The organism is Rhizobium sp. NFACC06-2 (genome assembly GCF_900101425.1).
Lineage (GTDB): Bacteria > Pseudomonadota > Alphaproteobacteria > Rhizobiales > Rhizobiaceae > Agrobacterium > Agrobacterium leguminum.
In genome coordinates this window covers 117,370-137,320 of sequence record NZ_FMVA01000004.1, presented here as the reverse complement: position 1 = coordinate 137,320, position 19,951 = coordinate 117,370, and the positions used below count along the sequence as shown (strand labels likewise).

The 19,951-nt window shown below is 58.5% G+C and carries 17 protein-coding genes; 9 read left to right on the top strand and 8 right to left on the bottom strand.

The genetic code is table 11. The features are described from left to right. The first annotated feature begins 32 nt into the window (after nt 1-32). Both F3H58_RS09525 and F3H58_RS09520 read left to right on the top strand, forming a co-directional pair. On the top strand, nt 33-758 hold the full coding sequence (locus tag F3H58_RS09525; protein ID WP_052025744.1) for an outer membrane lipoprotein carrier protein LolA: 726 nt from the start codon (nt 33-35) through the stop codon (nt 756-758). A gap of 162 nt (nt 759-920) precedes the next feature. Next, entirely contained in the window at nt 921-1,724 is an 804-nt protein-coding gene (locus F3H58_RS09520) for an exodeoxyribonuclease III (protein ID WP_137452606.1), read from the top strand. Between the two features lie 20 nt (nt 1,725-1,744). Here the strand turns inward: F3H58_RS09520 and F3H58_RS09515 are convergent, their stop codons facing one another. Together F3H58_RS09515 and F3H58_RS09510 are read right to left on the bottom strand one after the other, a co-directional pair. Next, nucleotides 1,745-2,200 carry a cyclic nucleotide-binding domain-containing protein gene (locus F3H58_RS09515; RefSeq protein WP_003520283.1) on the bottom strand — a complete coding sequence of 152 codons (456 nt, stop codon included), beginning with the start codon at nt 2,198-2,200 and terminating at the stop codon, nt 1,745-1,747. A 147-nt stretch (nt 2,201-2,347) separates the two neighbouring features. Then, nucleotides 2,348-3,031, bottom strand: a complete 684-nt coding sequence (locus tag F3H58_RS09510) for a response regulator transcription factor (RefSeq protein WP_003505216.1) — start codon at nt 3,029-3,031, stop codon at nt 2,348-2,350. Nucleotides 3,032-3,317: 286 nt separating this feature from the next. On the opposite strand from F3H58_RS09510, the gene F3H58_RS09505 reads away from it, so the two are divergent. Then, the gene (locus tag F3H58_RS09505; protein ID WP_125145361.1) at nt 3,318-3,821 is read left to right on the top strand and encodes a L,D-transpeptidase family protein; all 504 of its coding nucleotides are present in this window, start codon (nt 3,318-3,320) and stop codon (nt 3,819-3,821) included. 72 nt (nt 3,822-3,893) lie between these two features. On the opposite strand, the gene F3H58_RS09500 is transcribed toward F3H58_RS09505, so the two are convergent. Then, nucleotides 3,894-4,463 (bottom strand): CarD family transcriptional regulator, encoded by a 570-nt coding sequence (locus F3H58_RS09500; protein WP_003505223.1) that lies wholly within the window; start codon nt 4,461-4,463, stop codon nt 3,894-3,896. 541 nt (nt 4,464-5,004) lie between these two features. Between F3H58_RS09500 and F3H58_RS09495 the strand changes: the two genes are divergently transcribed. Together F3H58_RS09495 and F3H58_RS09490 are read left to right on the top strand one after the other, a co-directional pair. Next, entirely contained in the window at nt 5,005-9,765 is a 4,761-nt protein-coding gene (locus F3H58_RS09495) for an NAD-glutamate dehydrogenase (RefSeq protein ID WP_149742018.1), read from the top strand. Nucleotides 9,766-9,870: 105 nt separating this feature from the next. After that, nucleotides 9,871-11,247: an MFS transporter gene (locus F3H58_RS09490; protein ID WP_149742017.1), complete on the top strand. Its 1,377-nt coding sequence runs from the start codon at nt 9,871-9,873 to the stop codon at nt 11,245-11,247. Nucleotides 11,248-11,303: 56 nt separating this feature from the next. Here F3H58_RS09490 and phaR read toward each other — a convergent pair whose 3' ends face one another. Continuing rightward, nucleotides 11,304-11,879: a polyhydroxyalkanoate synthesis repressor PhaR gene (phaR, locus tag F3H58_RS09485; RefSeq protein ID WP_003520279.1), complete on the bottom strand. Its 576-nt coding sequence runs from the start codon at nt 11,877-11,879 to the stop codon at nt 11,304-11,306. A gap of 243 nt (nt 11,880-12,122) precedes the next feature. Here phaR and F3H58_RS09480 point away from each other — a divergent pair, with 243 nt between their 5' ends. From F3H58_RS09480 to bfr, 4 genes are all read left to right on the top strand, one after another. After that, nucleotides 12,123-13,304: an acetyl-CoA C-acetyltransferase gene (locus tag F3H58_RS09480; RefSeq protein WP_149742016.1), complete on the top strand. Its 1,182-nt coding sequence runs from the start codon at nt 12,123-12,125 to the stop codon at nt 13,302-13,304. Between the two features lie 171 nt (nt 13,305-13,475). Continuing rightward, a complete protein-coding gene (gene phbB, locus F3H58_RS09475; protein ID WP_003520276.1) occupies nt 13,476-14,201 on the top strand; it encodes an acetoacetyl-CoA reductase in 726 nt (241 codons plus the stop codon). A 267-nt stretch (nt 14,202-14,468) separates the two neighbouring features. Further along, the gene (locus F3H58_RS09470; RefSeq protein ID WP_003505234.1) at nt 14,469-14,780 is read left to right on the top strand and encodes a (2Fe-2S)-binding protein; all 312 of its coding nucleotides are present in this window, start codon (nt 14,469-14,471) and stop codon (nt 14,778-14,780) included. Beyond that, nucleotides 14,746-15,231, top strand: coding sequence for a bacterioferritin (gene bfr / locus F3H58_RS09465; RefSeq protein ID WP_003520274.1), 486 nt, complete (start codon nt 14,746-14,748; stop codon nt 15,229-15,231). The genes F3H58_RS09470 and bfr overlap by 35 nt, the downstream gene beginning before the upstream one ends. A gap of 42 nt (nt 15,232-15,273) precedes the next feature. On the opposite strand, the gene F3H58_RS09460 is transcribed toward bfr, so the two are convergent. The 4 genes from F3H58_RS09460 to F3H58_RS09445 all read right to left on the bottom strand — a co-directional run bounded on the left by F3H58_RS09460 (nt 15,274) and on the right by F3H58_RS09445 (nt 19,810). Further along, nucleotides 15,274-15,786, bottom strand: a complete 513-nt coding sequence (locus F3H58_RS09460; protein WP_149742015.1) for an RNA pyrophosphohydrolase — start codon at nt 15,784-15,786, stop codon at nt 15,274-15,276. Nucleotides 15,787-15,832: 46 nt separating this feature from the next. Continuing rightward, complete coding sequence (locus F3H58_RS09455) at nt 15,833-17,032, bottom strand: divergent polysaccharide deacetylase family protein (RefSeq protein WP_149742014.1); 1,200 nt, start codon at nt 17,030-17,032, stop codon at nt 15,833-15,835. A gap of 62 nt (nt 17,033-17,094) precedes the next feature. Next, on the bottom strand, nt 17,095-18,423 hold the full coding sequence (locus F3H58_RS09450) for a S41 family peptidase (protein WP_149742013.1): 1,329 nt from the start codon (nt 18,421-18,423) through the stop codon (nt 17,095-17,097). Beyond that, nucleotides 18,413-19,810, bottom strand: coding sequence for a murein hydrolase activator EnvC family protein (locus F3H58_RS09445; RefSeq protein WP_149742012.1), 1,398 nt, complete (start codon nt 19,808-19,810; stop codon nt 18,413-18,415). Before F3H58_RS09445 ends, F3H58_RS09450 begins: the two co-directional genes overlap by 11 nt. Between the last annotated feature and the right edge of the window lie 141 nt (nt 19,811-19,951).

Here is a 19,951-nt window from a genome sequence, read left to right as displayed (position 1 = left end):
GCGAAGAAGCGTTATTACACGCTTTCAACGTCATGAAGCCGCCGCCTTTTATGCGGACAATCGCTGCGATGAAGGAGAATAGAATGAACGACCTCACCACCGGCGAAACGGCCAACGCAAACACACCGCAAAACGGCGTGACGCGTCGTGGCGTGCTGACGGCATTTTCCATGGCCGCAATCATGGCCGGCCTGTCACCGCTTGACGCCTTTGCCCAGGCGGCCGGCAACACGGCGACAGCGCAGAAAATCGCCAATCACTTCTCGTCGGTCAAAACCATGATGGGGGAATTCGTCCAGTTCGGCCCGCGCGGTGAACAGACCGGCGGCAAGTTCTATATCGAACGCCCCGGCAAACTCCGCTTCAACTACGAAGACCCCTCGCCCATGCGGGTCATCGCCGACGGCAAGAACGTCGTTATCGGCAATATGAAGCTCAAGACGTGGGATCTTTATCCGCTCTCCAAGACGCCGCTCAGCCTGCTTCTGTCCGACAAGATCGATCTCGGCAATCAGAAGGTTCGCAACGTCAAGGAAGAATCGGACCTGACCACCATCGTGCTGGGCGACAAGAGCGTCTTCGGCGATTCCACCATTACCCTGATGTTCGATCCGAAGACCTTCGATCTGAGGCAATGGACCACGACCGATGCCCAGAACAAGGACACGACCGTCATGATCTTCAACGTCCAGACCGGCGTGAACCTCGATGAACGCGTCTTCAACATCAATTACGAGGAAGTTCGCAAAGGCGGCTGAGGCTTTAAGCCCCAAGGAAATTCTTCGAAAGGCGACCCCACGGTCGCCTTTTTCATTTTCCCGCTAAAATACATTCCCGTTTTCGTCACGATGTTATAAGCCTGCGCCCCGGAAACTTGTCACGGCCCATGCGGTTCGCGGCAATAAAAGCGGAGCACATGCATGTCGTTTTCGATAACCACCTGGAACATTAACTCGGTCAGGCTCAGAATGCCGATCGTTGAGCAGTTTCTGGTGCGTTACAAGCCCGACATTCTCTGCCTGCAGGAAACGAAATGCCCAAATGGCGAGTTTCCGATGAAGCCGCTGAAGGCGCTCGGTTATGAGCACGTCATTATCCATGGCCAGAAGGGCTATCACGGCGTCGCCATCGCCTCGAAGATTCCGCTGACCGAAGATCATCGACAGGACTATTGCGGTATCGGCGATGCCCGGCATATTTCCGCGATTTTTCAGGTCGGATCGCGCCGCGTGCGACTGCATAATTTTTATGTGCCGGCAGGCGGTGACGAGCCGGATCGCTCGATCAATCCGAAATTCGGCCACAAGCTGGATTTTATCGAGGAAATGAAGGCGCTGCGCGCCGACGGTGTACCTGGCACATCCTCCATTCTCGTCGGCGATCTCAACATCGCACCGCTCGAAAATGACGTCTGGTCGCACAAGCAGCTTCTGAAGATCGTCAGCCATACGCCTGTCGAAACCGAAGGCATGCTTGACATCATGAAGAAGGGCAACTGGCTCGATCTGATGCGCCTGAACGTGCCGGAGACGGAAAAGATCTATACCTGGTGGAGCTACCGCGCCAAGGACTGGGAAGCGGCTGATCGCGGCCGCCGCCTCGACCACATCTGGTCTTCGCAGGATCTCGGTTCCTCGCTCGAAAAAATCGACATATTGCGCGAGGCCCGCGGCTGGAACCGGCCATCCGACCATGTTCCCGTCACCGCCCATTTCCGGTTCTGAACAGGCTGAATTTTCTGGCGTCAGACGAAGCGGTTCTGCAAACGGGCCGCACCCGCCGCCAGCGACGCGATATTGTCGCGAATACGCGCCGACACGATATCGGCAACCTCCGGAAACTCCTCTACCAGCCGGTGGAAGAGGATGCGCGTTATGCGGATGACTTCGGAATCCTCCACTGCCACGGCAGTAAACTTCCGTTCACAGAGCGTGAAAAGCGCGAGCTCCGAAAGTAGCGCCCCCTTGCCCGGCGTCGCCTGCAGCACGGGCTTGCCATCCCGCCCTGCCGTGAAAAGCTCGAAATGGCCAGCCGTCACCGCAAAAGCGCATTCGGCCGGCGAGTGTTCCCGAAACAATGTCTGTCCGGCCGATACACGGCGGCGCTCCGCACCGAAGGCGATAAGCCGCAACTGGTCATCGCTGAACCCCGCAAATAACGGCACTTGCCCCAGCAGCATGATATCGTCCGTCAAGGCCATGTCGATCGTTACTCCGGAAAAACGCCTGCACTACTATAGCGGTTTTCCAATATCGGCCCTCAAAATACAAGCTGTTAGAACGCCGCGCACCTTTTCGGACGCGCAGCGTGAGCTTTGGACACAATACAGGTGCAAAGAGGCCCCTGCTCAGGGAACGATCTTGTATCCGCCGTTCTCGGTCACCAGAATTTCAGCGTTGGACGGGTCGCGTTCGATCTTCTGGCGCAGACGATAGACATGCGTTTCCAGCGTATGCGTTGTCACGCCGGAATTGTAACCCCAGACCTCTTCCAGCAGGACGTCGCGGGTAACGACGGTGCTGCCGGCGCGGTAGAGATAACGGATGATCGCCGCTTCCTTTTCCGTCAGGCGGATTTTCTTGCCGTCCTCCGTCGTCAACAGCTTCTGGCTGGGCTTGAACTGATAAGGACCGACGGTGAAAACCGCATCCTCACTCTGCTCGTATTGACGCAGCTGCGCCCGGATACGCGCCAGAAGCACGGCGAAACGAAAGGGTTTCGTCACATAGTCATTCGCCCCGGCTTCCAACCCAAGAATAGTATCGGAATCTGTATCGTGCCCGGTCAGCATGATGATCGGCGCCTTGAAGCCGCCCTTGCGCAACAGCTTTACTGCCTCACGGCCGTCCATGTCCGGAAGGCCGACATCCATGATCAGAAGATCGACCTGGGCGGTCTTGGCGGTCTGCATCGCCTGCGCGGCATTGGCGCCGCTGAGCAGCGAGAATTCCTCATAGGGAGACAATTGCTCGGTCAGCGTCTCCCGAAGATCGTCGTCATCGTCCACCAGAAGGATAGTGCGAGCCGTCATTCGGATTCTCAGCCTTTCTTACTTTAGCGCATCGGCCCAAAAATCAGGCTCGATTTTCGAGAGACACGACGCGTAGTTTAAAAGAGTTAGAACGTCCCTTATGCATCCCAAAAGACGCCTGGCGCTCTAATTACCAGCCAATTCAGCGGTTTGCCGATAAAAGGTCAACCCATTGCCATGATATAACGAAGTGCTATGACTTCACGTTGAATAACCTGCAAAGCAAAATCTCGTGAAAAACATGAGCACCCAGCCCGTAAGACAACGTAAACGCGCATCGACGCTCATGGTTCGGCCGGCCCCGTCGAAAATCAGCCGCGCCATCGTCCAGCTCGGGCATCTCACCTTTCCAGCCGCGATCGGACGCAATGGCCGCACTGCGCTGAAACGCGAGGGAGACGGAAAATCTCCCATCTCCACCATCGGCCTGCTGCACGGGTTTTATCGCGGCGACCGCCTTGCCGGCATCGCCACGGCATTGCCGATGCAGCGAACACGCAAGTCCATGCTGTGGTGCGACGAGCCCCGTAGTCCCAGTTACAACAGACTGGTCAAGGCGCCCTTCGCCCCGAGCCATGAAGAGATGATGCGCAAGGACAGCCTCTACGACGTCTGCCTGGTGCTGGACTGGAATATCACCTCGAGAAGCCGCAACCGCGGCTCGGCAATCTTCATGCATCTGATCAGACCGGGATATGAGCCGACGGCGGGCTGCGTCGCCCTCCATCCCCGTGACATGCGGCGCATCCTGCCGCATCTGCGCAAAGGCACGAAAATCCGCATTCTGTAAATTTCAGCCTGCACTCGGGCAACAAAAAACCCGCCATCAAGGCGGGTTTTTTTAGAGGGAAAAAGCCGGTTATTAAGCGGCTTCGTCCTGAGAATCGTCCTCTTCGACGGTCTTGCCGCGCTTGGGGCCCTTGGCAAGGTTCACTTCCACCAGGCGAACAGCCTCGGTTTCAGACATCTTGTTGACGGCGGCGATTTCGCGCGCCATGCGGTCGAGAGCAGCTTCATAAAGCTGACGCTCGGAATAGGACTGCTCCGGCTGATTTTCCGCACGGTAGAGATCGCGCACGACTTCCGCAATCGCGATGAGATCGCCGGAATTGATCTTCGCATCATATTCCTGCGCGCGGCGCGACCACATGGTACGCTTCACACGCGCCTTGCCCTGCACCACTTTCAGCGCCCGCTCGACAAAATCGCCTTCGGAAAGCTTGCGCATGCCGATGCTGACGGCTTTGGCGACGGGAACTTTAAGACGCATCTTGTCTTTTTCGAAATCAATGACAAAAAGCTCAAGCTTCATGCCGGCGACTTCTTGTTCCTCGATGGCAGAAATGGTACCGACACCATGAGCGGGATACACAATCGCTTCACCGGTCTTGAAACCGTGATGTGCTGGAGATTTCTTCTGCTGGGTCGTCATTCGTTCTAAAAACTCCCTGTTACATACCCGGGGATGCCGGGGTTGGGTCGGTCAGGCCCTGATGAGACGGGGGAACCGTCAGGTGACTCCGCACTGGTCCAGCCGTGCACGCAAAAACACACCTTCCCGTCTTGCGGGGTTCGATAACGTAAACGCTCGATATGTCACGGAAACCGCGTGCAAAAGAGGTGTTGCTTTCGTGGTGTTTTTGGGCACACAAATGCCACGCTGTGGATCAGTGTCGTTGGTGTACCACAAAAATAGGCGCAAATCAATAATTTGCTTCGACCGTGGCCGCAACATCACATGGCAGCCAAAGAACCGCCTAAAAATTAGCCGCAGAAATACTGTCAAAATGCTTCGTGACAGGCCTCACGGCAAAAGGAGCAAAAAAATTTCGTTTCCAAACTGAAGAAACACGAAAGCCTCTTAAACTCTTCGTAATTCCACGCCAATATCCGATTCGACTGAAAAGGCAAAATCCGCAAATTGGCGATGCTTTTTTATATTAAAGTGTGATTTTTGGAGGAATCCACGTCAAATGGGCTACAGAAACAATCCAAAACGCGAAAAACAGATCGAAAAAGCGCGCCAGCAGGCAATTGCCGAAAATGTCCAATTTCTTGATCCGGGTATTCTTTATGGAAGGGCGAGCGCCGACGATATAGAATATTATTCCGCTGAGATGCTGGCTGCGAGCGCCGCTCACAGTTTCGAGGCGCTTTCGCACTGGACCGGAGACGCTCCGTACATCGACATCTCCCAGGTGGAGGGCGTTTCGCCGCGGGATATTCCGGTAACGGTCCTGACCATTATCGGCCGCAATATGCCCTTCCTTTACGATTCCGTCATGGGCGAGGTCACCAGCAGCTATCGCGGTCTTTACCTCGCTGTGCACCCGATCCTGGTGCGCGACGAAAGCGCGCAGGCGGGCTACCGTCTTGCGGAACCCGAGGATGATCCCGCTGAAAATATCAGCCTCATCCAGCTGCATATCGCGCCGCTCACGCCGCAAGCCGCGGCAGCGCTGGAAGAAAGACTGCGCTTCGTGCTGACGCAGGTCCAGTTCGCCTATCGCGACTGGCGGCCCATGCTGGCGAAACTCGACGAGGCGCTGGATGAATTGTCCAGGCGCGGCTCGTCACGGCGCAAGACCGAGCGTGCAGAAGCCGTCGAATTCCTCAACTGGCTTCGCAACGACAATTTCACCTTCCTCGGCATGCGTGACTACACCTATTCCGGCAAGGGGAAGAACGCGAAGATCGAGCGCGGTGACGGCGTGGGTCTCGGCAGCCTCAGCGATCCGGATGTCCGCGTGCTGCGCCTTGGCAAGAATGCCGTGACGACGACGCCCGAAATTCTCGCCTTCCTCGACGGCCCGGATTTCCTCATCGTCACCAAGGCGAATGTGAAATCCATCGTGCACCGCCGCGCCTATATGGATTATATCGGCATCAAGCGCTTCGACGAGGACGGCAATGTCATCGGCGAATTGCGCATCGTTGGCCTGTTCACGGCGACGGCCTATACACGTTCGGTCAAGCAGATCCCGCTGCTGCGCGCCAAGGTGGCGGAAGTCGAGCGGCATTTCGGCTTCGATCCGAACAGCCACTCGGGCCGCATCCTGCAGAACACGCTGGAAGCCTATCCGCGCGACGATCTTTTCCAGATCGAAACCGATCTTCTGATCCGCTTCGTCGAGCAGATCATGGAACTGAGCGACCGGCCGCGCGTGCGCGTGCTTGCACGTATCGACCGTTTCGACCGTTTCGTTTCGGCCATCATCTTCGTTCCGCGCGAGGAGTATAATTCCTATGTGCGCGAGAAGATCGGCGATTATCTGAGCAGGGTCTATGACGGGCATATTTCCGCCTATTACCCCGCCTTCCCCGAAGGCGCCGTCGCCCGCGTCCACTTCATTGTCGGCCGAACGGAAGGCAAGACGCCGCGCATCGCCCAGGACAAGCTCGAAGACGCCGTCAGCGACATTGCGGCGCGCTGGATAGACCATTTCGTCGCCCTCTCCGAGCCGGGTGCACCGGTGCTGGAGGTCGATCAGGCCTATCAGGAAGCCTTCACACCGGAAGAAGCGATCGGCGACATGCCGGATATTCTGGGCGCCGCGAAGGGCGAGCCGGTCCGCATCGAATTTTACCAGCAGGAAGGTCAGTCGGCGGAGACGCTATCGCTGAAGATTTTCCACCGCGATGGCCATCTGCCGCTTTCGCGCCGCGTGCCGCTGCTCGAAAATCTCGGTTTCAATGTCATCAGCGAGCGCACCTTCGATATCGGCGTCGTTTCGGACGGCGAAAAGCGCGACATCGTGCTGCACGACATGGAACTGTCCGTCGCCAAGGGAACGACGCTCGATCTGCCGCACTATGGACAGAAACTCGAAGAAGCTTTCCTCGCCGCCTTCTCCGGCAAGGTCGACAATGACAATTTCAACCGCCTGATCCTCGCCTGCGGCCTCACCGTGCGCGAAGTCTCCGTGCTGCGCGCCTATGCCCGTTATCTCCGCCAGACCGGCATCGTCTATTCGCAGGAGCATATTTCCGAAACGCTCTATAAATATCCGGCGATTTCCCGCAATATTTTCGCGCTGTTCAAGGCCGGCTTCGATCCGTCTGTCGACGAAAAGAAGCGGCTGAAGAAACTCGCCGAAATACACAAGGCAATCGAAGCGGCATTGAGCGGCGTTCCCAATCTCGATGAGGACCGCACGCTCAGGCGTTACGTCAACGCCATCGACGCGACGTTGCGCACCAACTACTTCCAGAAAAATGCCGACGGCACGCCGCGTGACCTGCTGGCCTTCAAGTTCGATCCCAAACATCTGGACGGCCTGCCCGACCCACGTCCCTTCCGCGAAATCTTCGTCTACGGAACAGAGGTCGAAGGCGTGCATCTGCGCTTCGGCAAGGTCGCGCGCGGCGGTCTGCGCTGGTCGGATCGCGGCCAGGATTACCGCACGGAAGTGCTCGGCCTCGTCAAGGCGCAACAGGTCAAGAATGCGGTGATCGTTCCGGTCGGCGCCAAGGGCGGCTTCTTCCCGAAGAGTCTGCCGGCCGGCGGCTCCCGCGACGAGGTCTTCAATGCCGGCCGCGAGGCCTACAAGACCTATATCCGCACCCTGCTGTCCATCACCGACAATATCGTCGACGATGCCATCGTGCCGCCAGCCGACACGCTGCGGCTCGACGGTGACGACCCCTATTTCGTCGTCGCCGCCGACAAGGGAACGGCAACCTTCTCCGATACGGCGAACGGTCTTGCCCATGAAGCCGGTTTCTGGCTGGACGACGCCTTCGCATCGGGCGGTTCGGCCGGTTACGACCACAAGAAGATGGGTATTACCGCCCGTGGCGCCTGGGAAACGGTGAAACGCCATTTCCGTGAAATGGACACCGACATCCAGACCACCCCCTTCACGGTGGCGGGCGTAGGCGATATGTCCGGCGACGTTTTCGGCAACGGCATGTTGCTGTCGGAAAAGATCAGGCTTATCGCCGCCTTCGATCACCGCGACATCTTTATCGATCCGGATCCCGACACCGACAGGTCCTTTGCCGAACGCAAGCGGCTTTTCGAACTGCCGCGTTCCAGCTGGCAGGATTACGATCGCTCGGCCCTCTCCGCCGGCGCGATGATCATCTCGCGCTCCGAAAAATCGGTGACGCTGACACCGGAAGCCGTGGCCGCCATCGGCATCGACAAATCGGTCGCCACGCCCTTCGAGATCATGACGGCCATCCTGAAGGCGCCAACCGATCTTCTGTGGTTCGGCGGCATCGGCACTTACATCAAGGCGGCGGTGGAAACCAATGCCGAGGTCGGTGACAGGGCGAACGACCCGATCCGCGTCAACGCAACCGAGCTGCGCGCCAAGGTCATCGGCGAAGGCGCCAATCTGGGCATCACCCAGAAGGGGCGCATCGCCTATGCGCTTTCGGGCGGGCGATGCAATTCCGACGCCATCGATAACTCGGCCGGCGTGAACTCCTCGGACGTCGAGGTCAACATCAAGATCGCGCTTGCCTCCGCCGTTAACAGCGGTCGCCTGACGATGCCGAAACGCAACCAGCTTCTTGCCTCCATGACGCCGGAAGTGGCGCAGCTGGTATTGCGCAACAACTACCTGCAATCGCTGGCGATCTCGCTGACGGAGCGGCTGGGCCTTTCGAACCGCGAAGAACTCGGCCGCCTGATGAGCGCGCTGGAGGCGACCGGACAACTGAACCGCAAGGTCGAGACCTTGCCTAACAATGCCGAATTCAGCGAAAGATACGCCACCGGCAAACCGCTGACCCGGCCGGAAATCGGCGTGCTCCTTTCCTATGCCAAGCTCACCTTGTTCGATGCATTGGTGGCAAGCACGCTTCCCGACGAACCCTATCTCCAACATCTTCTGGTCGATTATTTCCCGGCCAAGATGCAGAAAAACTATGCGGACGACATCAAGTCGCATCGTCTGCATCGCGAAATCGTCGCCACCGCGCTCGCCAATGCCGTCGTCAATCGCGGCGGCCCGGGCTTTGTGCAGAAACTTGCCGATGCGAGCGGCCTTCTGGCGGCCGACGTCGTTAAGGCTGCGGTGATCGTCGAGGATGGTTTCGGCCTCAAACGTCTGTGGAGCGAAGTCGACGCGCTTGACGGCAAGGTCGGCGGTGAAGACCAGAACGGGCTTTATGCCACGATCACGCGTATCTTCTCGGATGCGAGCAGGCTTTACCTGCAAACCGGGAGCGCGGGTGCGACCGCAGGCGACATGGCAACCGAAATCGAGCGCCTGAGAACCGCGATCAAGACCCTGTCCCCGGCAGCGGCGAAGTATCGCCGCGAACTCGGCGTCACGGAAATCGACGGCGTTCCCTCCGGTCTTCTGGAGGAACTCGATACGCTTTCCCTGCTCGTCTATGTGCCGGAGATCATGCGCATCGCCGAAAGCGCCGGCACCACGCTTGCCCGCGCCGCCGAAAGCTATGCTACCGTCTCGTCGACCTTCCGCGTCGCGCGCCTGCTGGATGCAAGCCAGCGCATCACACCGGCGGATCATTACGAGAGCCTGGCTCTCCTGCGCAGCCAGGACCAGATCTCCTCGTCGAGACGCCGGATCGTCATCTCCGCGCTGACCGAATATGCCAAGGAAAAGGATCCGGTTCAGGCCTGGTATGCGGCGGACCGCGTGCGGGTCAACCGCATCGTCTCCGAACTCGGCGCGCTCAGCGATAGCGGCGATACCAACCTTGCCCGTCTGACGGTCGCGGCCGGGCTGCTTGGCGATATCGTTCAGGCACGCTGATCGGCAGCCTCAAAAACGCCATCCGGGTCCTCCCGGATGGCGCCAGACAAGACGGATGCACCGGCATCGCGCATTTTATTTCCCGATTTTCCGATAGGACGATGAATGACTGTCCCTTCCCCAAATGCGGAAACAGTGGTTGCCAAACGCGGCATCTGGGGCTGGGTGATGTTCGACTGGGCGGCGCAGCCGTTTTTCACGGTCGTCACAACCTTCGTTTTCGGACCCTATTTCGTCGCACGGCTTACCGATGATCCGATTTCGGCGCAGGCGACATGGAGCAACATGGCGACGGTGTCCTCGATCATCATCGCCCTCTTCTCCCCCATTCTCGGCTCCATCGCCGACCAGTCAGGCGCACGCAAGCCGTGGATCGCCTTCTTTGCCGTCATCAAGATCGTCAGTCTTTTCTTCTTGTGGTTCGCAACACCGGGATCGCCGCTCATCCTGCCGATTATCTGTATTATCCTCGCTTCCATCGCGGCCGAATTCTCGATTGTCTTCAACGATTCCATGATGCCGCGACTGACCAATCCGCAAAATGTCGGGCGCATTTCCAATATCGCCTGGGGGCTTGGTTATCTCGGCGGCATGGTGGTGCTGATTGCCGTGGTGACGCTTCTGGCCGCCAATCCACAGACCGGGGTGACCATCGCCGGTATCAAGCCTCTTTTCGGCCTCGATCCTGCAACCGGCGAGGATGCCAGAATAACCGGACCGCTCGCCGCGCTTTGGTATCTCATCTTCATTCTGCCGATGTTTCTTCTCACTCCCGATGCTGAAAAGGGCTTGCCCTTCGCAGCCGCGATCCGCTCGGGATTGGGGGAACTGAAGATCACGCTGCGCGAGCTGCGCTACCGCCCCGTGCTGTTGCGGTTTCTGATTGCGCGCATGCTTTATCAGGATGGCGTCAATGGCGTTCTCATTCTCGGCGGGGCCTTCGCCGCCGGCATGTTCGGCTGGGCAACGATGGAAATCGGCCTCTTCGGCATCCTGCTCAATATCGTTGCCATCGCTGGCTGCTTTGCCGCCGGGCGCGTCGACCACAAGCTCGGGTCGCGCATCACCATCCTCATCAGTCTCGTGCTTCTGTTGCTGGCCACGCTCGGAATCGTCTCGACGGAAAAGGGCTCCACCCTTTTCGGGTGGATACAATTGTCGACCGCAGATAATGGCGGCATCTTCGCCACCGGCTCGGAAAAGGCCTATCTGCTTTACGGTGTGTTGATTGGCCTTGCCTTCGGCCCCGTTCAGGCCTCGTCACGATCTTATCTCGCCCGCAACATCACCGTGGCGGAGGCGGGCCGTTATTTCGGCATTTATGCGCTCTCCGGACGCGCCACCAGCTTCATGGCGACGCTGTCGTTTTCCATAGCAACCACAATAAGCGGCTCAGCCCATATCGGCATGGCGACGCTCATCGTGTTTCTGGGATCAGGGTTCCTGCTGTTGCTGCGCGTGCCGGAAAGAACGGCAGGCTGAAAATCTGAAGCAAAAGCCGATGCGGTTTGCTGAAACCGGGCATCGGCCCGACAGGATCAGAGCTGATCGAGCTTTTGCTGCAATGCGCGCAACTGCGCCTTCAGCTCATCGATTTCGGATGCATTCGGCTTGCGGGTTTCCTTGGGCGCCTGCGGCATTGCGAAAGGTGTGAAACCCTGCATCGCCTGCCGGAACAGTTCCGTATTGCGGCGGATCTGCTCTTCCATCATTTGCAGCGGCGCCTGAAAATTGCGGGCAAGCGAGCCATCACCGAAAGCCTTGGCCATATGTTCCTGCATCTGGCTCTGCTGGTCGGAGAAGGTCTTCATCGAATGTTCGAGAAATGTCGGCACAACCATCTGCATCTGGTCGCCGTAATAGGAGATCAATTGCCGCAGAAACGCCGTCGGCAGCAACGTATTGCCGGTTTTGGCCTCCTGTTCGACGATGATCTGCGTCAGCACCGCATGCGTGATGTCTTCGGAAGACTTGGCATCCTGAACCTTGAAGTCCTCGCCGCGCTTGACCATCTGCGCCAGATCATCGAGCGTCACATAGGTGCTGGTGCCGGTATTGTAGAGCCGCCGGTTGGCGTATTTTTTAATGATTGTTTCGCCGTCGTGTTTCGCCATGCCCGCCTCCTCGCGATGATGGTATTTTCTTGTTTTTTGGTGTTATTGCTCTTCCCGGCGCAAAGTGTATGCGCAAAACGAGCCCTCTGACAAATGTTTTGTGCATCGCAACAGTTTGTTTTTTGCGCAGCAATTTTCCGCAAGATTTCAGTGTGATTTAGCAACATCTTTTAAAGCAACTTTCGCCATTTGACTTGTATTGAAAGCTTTGCCAGTCTCCGCCCGCAAGTGAGGAGAAAAGTGATGACCCTGCCTTCAATCGTGATTGCCAGCGCCGCGCGCACAGCCGTCGGCTCTTTCAATGGCCACTTCGCCAATACGCCGGCCCATGAGCTCGGGGCGACCGTCATCAGCGCTGTGCTGGAGCGTGCCGGTGTCGCGGCGAACGAAATTGATGAAGTCATTCTCGGTCAGGTCCTGACGGCGGGCGAGGGGCAGAACCCGGCGCGACAGGCTGCCATGAAGGCCGGCATTCCACAGGAAGCGACCGCCTTCGGCCTCAATCAACTTTGCGGCTCCGGACTGCGCGCCGTGGCCCTCGGCATGCAGCAGATCGCGACCGGCGACGCAAATATCGTCATTGCCGGCGGGCAGGAATCCATGTCCATGGCTCCCCACTGCGCCCATTTGCGCGGCGGCGTGAAGATGGGCGATTTCAAGATGATCGACACCATGCTAAAAGATGGCCTCACCGACGCCTTTTATGGCTACCACATGGGCATCACCGCTGAAAACATCGCCCGCCAATGGCAGCTTTCCCGCGACGAGCAGGACCAATTCGCCGTCGCATCGCAAAACAAGGCCGAAGCCGCGCAAAGCGCCGGCCGTTTTGCAGATGAGATCGTGGCTTTCACAGTGAAGGGCCGTAAAGCCGATATCGTCATCGATACAGATGAGCATATCCGCGCCGGGGCTTCGCTGGAAACCATGGCCAAGCTGCGACCCGCCTTCGACAAGGAAGGGACGGTCACGGCCGGCAATGCCTCCGGTCTGAACGATGGCGCCGCCGCCACGCTTTTGATGTCGGAACAGGAGGCAGGAAAGCGCGGAATGAGACCGCTCGCCCGTATCGCCTCCTGGGCGACGGCAGGCGTTGATCCGCAAATCATGGGCACCGGTCCCATCCCTGCCTCCCGCAAGGCGTTGGCCAAGGCCGGCTGGTCGATTAGCGATATTGGACTTGTGGAAGCCAACGAAGCCTTTGCAGCCCAGTCCTGCGCCGTGGTGCGCGAACTTGGCCTTGATCCTGCTATCGTCAACGTCAATGGCGGGGCGATTGCCATCGGTCATCCGATCGGCGCCTCCGGCGCGCGCGTCCTCAACACCCTGATTTTCGAAATGCGCCGCCGTAACGTGTCGAAGGGTCTCGCAACGCTCTGCATCGGCGGCGGCATGGGTGTCGCCATGTGCATCGAAGCACTCTGAAACTGCCGCACGACTTGGCAAAAAGCAATTCCGGTTCAGCGCGCAATAGGGTAGAAGCGGCCTCCCATTGGCCGCATTTCTGTGGCCGGTGAGCACGACGAACAAGTTCTGCAAGATATGGAAGCATCCTTGCATATGCAGGCGCTTCAATGACAGGTCATGGAGGCCGATATGAGCCGGGTTGCTTTGATTTCCGGCGGGACGAGCGGCATAGGCGCCGCAATCGCCCGCGCCCTGCAGGCGGCCGGCTACCGGGTGGCGGTCAATTACGCCTTCACGACGGACAGGGCGGAAGCATTCCAGAAAGAAACCGGCATCCCCGCTTTTCAGTGGGACGTGCGCGACTATGACGCCTGCGTCAATGGCATAGCCAGGGTGGAAGAGACCTTCGGTCCCGTCGAGGTGCTAGTCAACAATGCCGGCATCACCCGCGATGCGATGTTCCATAAAATGTCACCGCAGCAATGGCGCGAGGTTATCGATACCAACCTTACCGGCGTGTTCAACATGACCCACCCCGTATGGCCGGGCATGCGCGACCGCGGCTTTGGTCGCATCGTCAACATCTCCTCCATCAATGGCCAGAAAGGTCAGGCGGGACAGGCCAATTATTCCGCCTCCAAAGCGGGCGATATCGGCTTCACCAAGGCGCTCGCCCAGGAAGGCGCCAGCCGGAATATCACCGTCAACGCCATCTGCCCCGGCTATATCGGCACGGAGATGGTGAGAGCTATACCGGAGAAGGTTCTGGCGGAAAGGATCGTGCCGCAAATTCCCGTTGGACGGCTGGGGGAGCCGGAAGAAATCGCGCGCTGCGTTCTGTTTCTGGTTTCCGACGAGGCGGGTTTCATCACCGGTTCGACCATGACGGCCAATGGCGGACAATATTTCGCCTGAGGGCCGTCGATCCTGACTTCCCGGCAGCCTGAACCCAGTAAACTTTCCGTGATCGCGGTTTCAATAATCTTGCCGCGCACAAAAACTTGAAGATGCAACACTGGAATGACACGCAGCCTAAACTAATGAAAATACGATAGTTTTTGTATAGTTTAGAATGAGTCTAGAAAATCCTCAGCGACTCATTAAGAGGTTTTTCTTGACATTTGCTGTCCTGTTTTGGTTTAAGAACGAAAACAACGTGTTGCGTCATACAGGCAGTCAATCATGCTGGTTTGCAGCTGCAATTACATCACCGATCACGATATCCGGGACGTCATCAACGAGCTCCTCGACGAGGACTGTTGGCAGCTCATTGTTCCTGCAAAAGTGTATCACGCCATGGAGAAACGTGGCCGCTGCTGCGGCTGTTTTCCCACCGTTGTCGACCTGATCATCAAAACCACCGAAGAATATCATGCCCGTCGCCACTCGACTGAGGCCGATGTTTTTGATTTTATGTCCCGCCTGAAGCAATTCCATGAAGAGAACAGGAGAGCGGACATTGAAAGGCGACAAAAAAGTCATCGAGCGGCTTAACGAGGCCCTTTTTCTCGAACTCGGTGCGGTAAACCAGTACTGGCTTCACTATCGTTTGCTGGAAGACTGGGGCTACACGAAGCTCGCCAAAAAGGAACGTGCTGAATCCATCGAGGAAATGCAGCACGCCGACAAGCTGGTCGCACGCATCATCTTCCTTGAAGGCCATCCCAACCTTCAGACCGTCGCGCCCCTGCGCATCGGCCAGAACGTCAAGGAAGTTCTGGAATCCGACCTTGCCGGCGAATATGACGCCCGCACCTCCTACAAGAAATCGCGTGATATCTGTTATGAGGCCGGAGACTACGTCTCCATGAAGCTTTTCGAAGAACTGCTGATCGACGAGGAAGGCCATATCGACTTTCTCGAAACCCAGCTCGAACTGCTCGGCAAGATCGGCGAGGAAAAATACGGCCAGCTCAACGCCGATTCCGCCAACGAAGCGGAATAAGCACTGGCGACAAAACAGAAAAGGCGGCCTTGGCCGCCTTTTTTATTTGCCGGAAAGGTGCTGGAACTCCGCCACGACCTGCTCGTATACCGCGCGCTTGAACGGCACGATGAGCTCCGGCAGGCTTTCCATCGGCTTCCAGTCCCACGCGTCGAATTCGGCCGTGTGCCCGGTCGGCGGCGGATCGATCTGGATCTCGCTTTCGTCGCCTTCGAAACGGAACGCAAACCAGCGCTGCGCCTGCCCGCGATATTTGCCCTTGAGGCCGATACCGATCAGTTCGGGTGGCAGGTCATAGTGAATCCAGTCGCTCGCCTCCGCAAGCAGGCTCACCGTTTTCATGCCTGTTTCTTCGTAGAGTTCGCGAATGGCGGCCGTCAGAGGCCGTTCACCGTCATCGATGCCGCCCTGCGGCATCTGCCACAGATGCGGTGAACCATCATATTCGGAATTGCCTTCCTTGATGCGCCTGCCGGCCCAGACAAGGCCCTCGGCATTCAGCACCATAATTCCCGCACAGGGACGATAAGGCAAATCTTCTGCTTTGATTGTCATGGGAAACTCGCACTGTCTGAGCGCCAGAAATGGCCGCACGCAAGGTTTACTGCCCTGCCTGCCCGGAAACAAGCGCAGAAACACCGACAATCTCGATGCCGCGCCCGCCAGCCTCGCGCGACCACTTGGAGATCGCGGCAACGCTTTCATCGAAAGCCGAAGCAACGCCGATCGCCTGGCCGTTCCGCCGTGCAATTCGCTCCAGTTCGTCCAGCTTGCGCAGAATGGCAGCTTCGGTGACTTCGCCGTCGAGCAGAATATCGGCAAAACCCTGTGGGGCGGAAATCGCCTTGGCAATACCGCCGCTCAGCGACTGCGCCGAAGAACCATCATCCAGAAACAGCAGGCCACGCTTGCCGATGTCGCGCATTACCGGCTCCAGCGCCGCCTGCTCGGCAAGGAAACGCCCGCCGAGATAATTCATGATGCCGGTGTAATTGGTGATCTTCGCCATGGAGCGATGCAGCCGGTCGATGTTGACCTTGGCGGGATCACCCGCCAGCAGGGTGTCCGGGCCGGGATTGGTGCCGGGGTAACCGAAAGGCTCAAGCGGTATCTGCAGAAGGATTTCATGTCCCTGTCGGCGCGCTTCCTGCATCCAGCGCTGCAGGCTGTTGCCGCTGGCTGCAAAACCGAGCGTCACCTCCGGCGGCAGCTCCCGGATCGCTTTTTGCGACCCCGTCTGGCTGAGACCCAGCCCGCCGACCACGATCGCCACCCGGGTGCCGCGTGCGCCAGACCAGGGCCGCGCATATTGCTCCATCGGCCGCAAACCATCCGCACCGACAACCGGCAATTTGCCAAACGCGGTTTCTTCCAGCAGTTCCTCATTGGGTCGCGTCGCCATGCGCGGATTCTGACCATAGGTTTGGCCGCTCATCAGCACCGGTCCGTCACCGTCGCGCGGGCGGGGAGAATAAACCGAAACGACATTGCCATCCGGCATCGTCTCGCGATTGATATTGGCGCCAGAGCGCCCGCTTTGCGGCTGCAGAGCGGCAGCGTCAGCGGGTGCCGTTGCCTCGGCCGGTGCGATTTCAGGTGTCTTTTCGGCAAGCTGAGGCTGTGCATCCGGCCCAGTCGCCGTCTTCTGCAAATTGCCAGGCGAAAGTGCCGTATAGACGGACAGGCCACCGATTGAGAAAACCGCAAGCACCGACAGGGCCATAATGACGGAAAAGCGCCGGTTGATACCGGCGCTTTTTTTCTGACGACCCAGAAGCGGTTTTCGCAGGTCCGAAGGCAATGAACGATCCGTCCAAATGGTTGGGCAATAGATGGAATGCGCCGGCTGACCGGCGCACTATCTTACTGCTTGTTGACCACAGCCTTTTCCGGGTTCGGCGGGAAAGACGGATCCGTCTTTGCGCCGCGCAACAGGTCCAGAGCATAGTTGAGCTGGATGTCGTCCTTGGCTTCCGGCGGAACATAAGCGGAGGAACCCGAACCTTCGTCGGTTTCGCTCTGACCCTTGATGTGGCCGGAAAGACCGGATTCACCTTCGGTGGTCACCTTGCCCTGCAACTCGGGCGGCAATGGCTGCTCCACCTTGATGTCAGGCTCAATGCCCGTCCCCTGGATCGATTTACCCGACGGCGTGTAGTAGAGCGCCGTGGTCAGGCGCAGCGCGCCCGCCTCGCCGAGCGGAATGATCGTCTGGACCGAACCCTTGCCGAAGGAACGCGTGCCGACCACGGTCGCACGGCGCAGATCCTGCAGGGCGCCGGCAACGATTTCCGAAGCCGAAGCCGAACCGCCGTTGACGAGCACGATGACCGGCTTGCCATCGGTCAGATCGCCAGCCGTCGCGTTGAAGCGGCGGGTCTCATCGGGATTACGGCCACGGGTCGAAACGACTTCGCCGCGCTCGAGGAACGCATCGGAAACATTGATCGCCTGATCGAGCAGACCACCCGGGTTGAGGCGCAGGTCGAGAACATAGCCCTTCAGCTTGTCGGCCGGCACTTCAGCCTTGATCTTCTTGATCGCCTTTTCGAGGTCGTCATAGGTCTTCTCGGTAAAGGAGATGACGCGCAGATAACCGACATTGTCGCCCTCTACACGGGACTTGACGGCCCGAACGGCAATGACATCGCGCATGACGGTGAATTCGAGCGGCTTGTCGGCGCCTTGACGGATGATCGTCAGCTTGATTGGCGTCTTGACCGCGCCGCGCATCTTTTCGACCGCCTGTTCCAGCTTCAGGCCACGAACCGGCGTACCGTCGATTTCCGAAATGAAGTCGCCGGCCAAGATACCTGCGCGGGAAGCCGGCGTATCGTCGATTGGCGTGATGACCTTGACGAGCTCGTTCTCCATGGTCACTTCGATGCCGAGGCCGCCGAATTCACCCTTGGTCTGGGTGCGCATGTCGTTGGCATCCTTGGCATTCATGAAGCTAGAATGCGGATCGAGCGAGCTCAACATGCCGTTGATTGCGTTTTCAACCAGCTTCTCGTCATCCGGCGGCGTCACATATTGTGCGCGGACGCGCTCGAACACGTCGCCAAAAATCGACAGTTCCTTATAGGTCGAAGGCCCGGCCGCCTGTGCCGGCATGCTCGCCGAATAAATCACGCTCATCGCCGTGGCGCCCATAAGCCCACCGATAAGGAGAAGCGAAACCCTACGAATCATTGTGCGCCCTTCCGGTCTTTTTTGCGGTCCACCACGGCTGAGAATCAACCGGCACACCATCTTTCCTGAACTCAATGTAGAGCGTTGGCCTGTCGGTTTCCAGCGCCAATGCTGCTGCACTCGCTACTCTTTTTGCACCCATGGAGGCGATGGGCTCTCCGGAGAACACGAACATTCCCTGCCGCGTCCTCACATTGTCCATGCCCGTCATCACCACATGATATCCATCGCCCGTATTGAGGATGATCATCCGGCCATAACTGCGAAAATCTCCGGCAAACACCACGAAGCCGTCTGCAGGCGCCGTCACGATGGCTTCCGGTCCGCTCGCGACGACAATTCCCTTGGAAAAGTGGCCCGTTCCGTCCGCATCGCCGAAGTGCCGCAGCACCTCGCCGGTAACCGGCAACTCCAGCTTTCCCTTCAAACTCGCGAAGGGATATGCGGGCGCAATACGGTTTTTATCGGGCATTCCAGCCTCGGCCGCGGCCCGCTCCTTTTCGCGTTCCGCCTCCGAAAGACGGGCCAGGCGCTGCTCTTCCGCCCGCGCCTTTTCCATAGCCTCCCGCACCGAGGTAATCTCGCCTTCGAGCGAACTGACCAGCCCCTCGAGGCTCGTCGCCTTGCTCGCAAGCTCTTCAGATCGCTTGCGTTCCGCCTCCAGCTCCGCCGCCGTCTGGGTATTCTTGCGATCGTTTTCAGCAATCAGCAGGTCAAGGCGTTTTTCCTCTTCCAGACTTGCCGTCATCATACCCGTAAGATCGTCCTTTTCGCGAGCGATTGCCTGTCTCAGATCGGTCAATTCTTTGAGAGCGGCGACCAGCTTGTCGGTTTCACCGCGAATGCCGGGCACGACGGCGCCGAGAAGAATGGCGCTTCGCACGGACGCCAGCGCATCTTCCGGCGAGACGAGAAGGGCGGGGGGCGGGTTTCGGCCCATGCGCTGCAACGCCGCCAGAACCTCCGCCAGCACGCCGCGTCTTTCCCGCAGCGACGCCTTGACGCCATCCTCGCGCACCGAAAGCTTGGCCAGGCGATCCTCACCGTCACTGATCTTGGTTTCCAGCGCCTTGCGCCGGGCAGCCGATGCGATCAGCTCTTCCCGGATGCGGGCGCTATCCTGATTGAGGGAGGCGATACTTTCCTCAAGCTTCCTTGTCTTGTCTTCCGAAAGACCGATGCTGTCGACCAGCTCCTCCAGATCCTGCCGGTTCTGGTCGCGGCGCTTCTCCAACGTCTGTAGCGCATCCGGCGACGTATCGTCGCCTGCGGCCGGAACCGCGCCCGCATCGTCCCGCGAATAGGTCGGACCGATCCCCATCACGAAAGCAGCAATAACCGCGCCCGCAAGGGCAGCGTGCCGTTTTCGTTGAGGCCTGTTGTCCATGTGAACTTTCTTTGATGCCGAAGCAGAAGCGCCGATATTAGGGATTTTGCCGCGATCTTCCAAGAGGCCCTGGAAAGGCCGCCGGCAAAGCCGTGCGCTATCAGCGGTGTCGGGGAGCTTCATGTTGAAATTGAGACATTT

What these genes read in the sequence shown, in the direction of transcription:
- F3H58_RS09525 (WP_052025744.1), top strand. Translation starts at nt 33, where the DNA reads ATGAAGCCGCCGCCTTTTATGCGGACAATCGCTGCGATGAAGGAGAAT.
- F3H58_RS09520 (WP_137452606.1), top strand. Translation starts at nt 921, where the DNA reads ATGTCGTTTTCGATAACCACCTGGAACATTAACTCGGTCAGGCTCAGA.
- F3H58_RS09515 (WP_003520283.1), bottom strand. Translation starts at nt 2,200, where the DNA reads ATGGCCTTGACGGACGATATCATGCTGCTGGGGCAAGTGCCGTTATTT.
- F3H58_RS09510 (WP_003505216.1), bottom strand. Translation starts at nt 3,031, where the DNA reads ATGACGGCTCGCACTATCCTTCTGGTGGACGATGACGACGATCTTCGG.
- F3H58_RS09505 (WP_125145361.1), top strand. Translation starts at nt 3,318, where the DNA reads ATGGTTCGGCCGGCCCCGTCGAAAATCAGCCGCGCCATCGTCCAGCTC.
- F3H58_RS09500 (WP_003505223.1), bottom strand. Translation starts at nt 4,463, where the DNA reads ATGACGACCCAGCAGAAGAAATCTCCAGCACATCACGGTTTCAAGACC.
- F3H58_RS09495 (WP_149742018.1), top strand. Translation starts at nt 5,005, where the DNA reads ATGGGCTACAGAAACAATCCAAAACGCGAAAAACAGATCGAAAAAGCG.
- F3H58_RS09490 (WP_149742017.1), top strand. Translation starts at nt 9,871, where the DNA reads ATGACTGTCCCTTCCCCAAATGCGGAAACAGTGGTTGCCAAACGCGGC.
- phaR (WP_003520279.1), bottom strand. Translation starts at nt 11,879, where the DNA reads ATGGCGAAACACGACGGCGAAACAATCATTAAAAAATACGCCAACCGG.
- F3H58_RS09480 (WP_149742016.1), top strand. Translation starts at nt 12,123, where the DNA reads ATGACCCTGCCTTCAATCGTGATTGCCAGCGCCGCGCGCACAGCCGTC.
- phbB (WP_003520276.1), top strand. Translation starts at nt 13,476, where the DNA reads ATGAGCCGGGTTGCTTTGATTTCCGGCGGGACGAGCGGCATAGGCGCC.
- F3H58_RS09470 (WP_003505234.1), top strand. Translation starts at nt 14,469, where the DNA reads ATGCTGGTTTGCAGCTGCAATTACATCACCGATCACGATATCCGGGAC.
- F3H58_RS09460 (WP_149742015.1), bottom strand. Translation starts at nt 15,786, where the DNA reads ATGACAATCAAAGCAGAAGATTTGCCTTATCGTCCCTGTGCGGGAATT.
- F3H58_RS09450 (WP_149742013.1), bottom strand. Translation starts at nt 18,423, where the DNA reads ATGATTCGTAGGGTTTCGCTTCTCCTTATCGGTGGGCTTATGGGCGCC.
- F3H58_RS09445 (WP_149742012.1), bottom strand. Translation starts at nt 19,810, where the DNA reads ATGGACAACAGGCCTCAACGAAAACGGCACGCTGCCCTTGCGGGCGCG.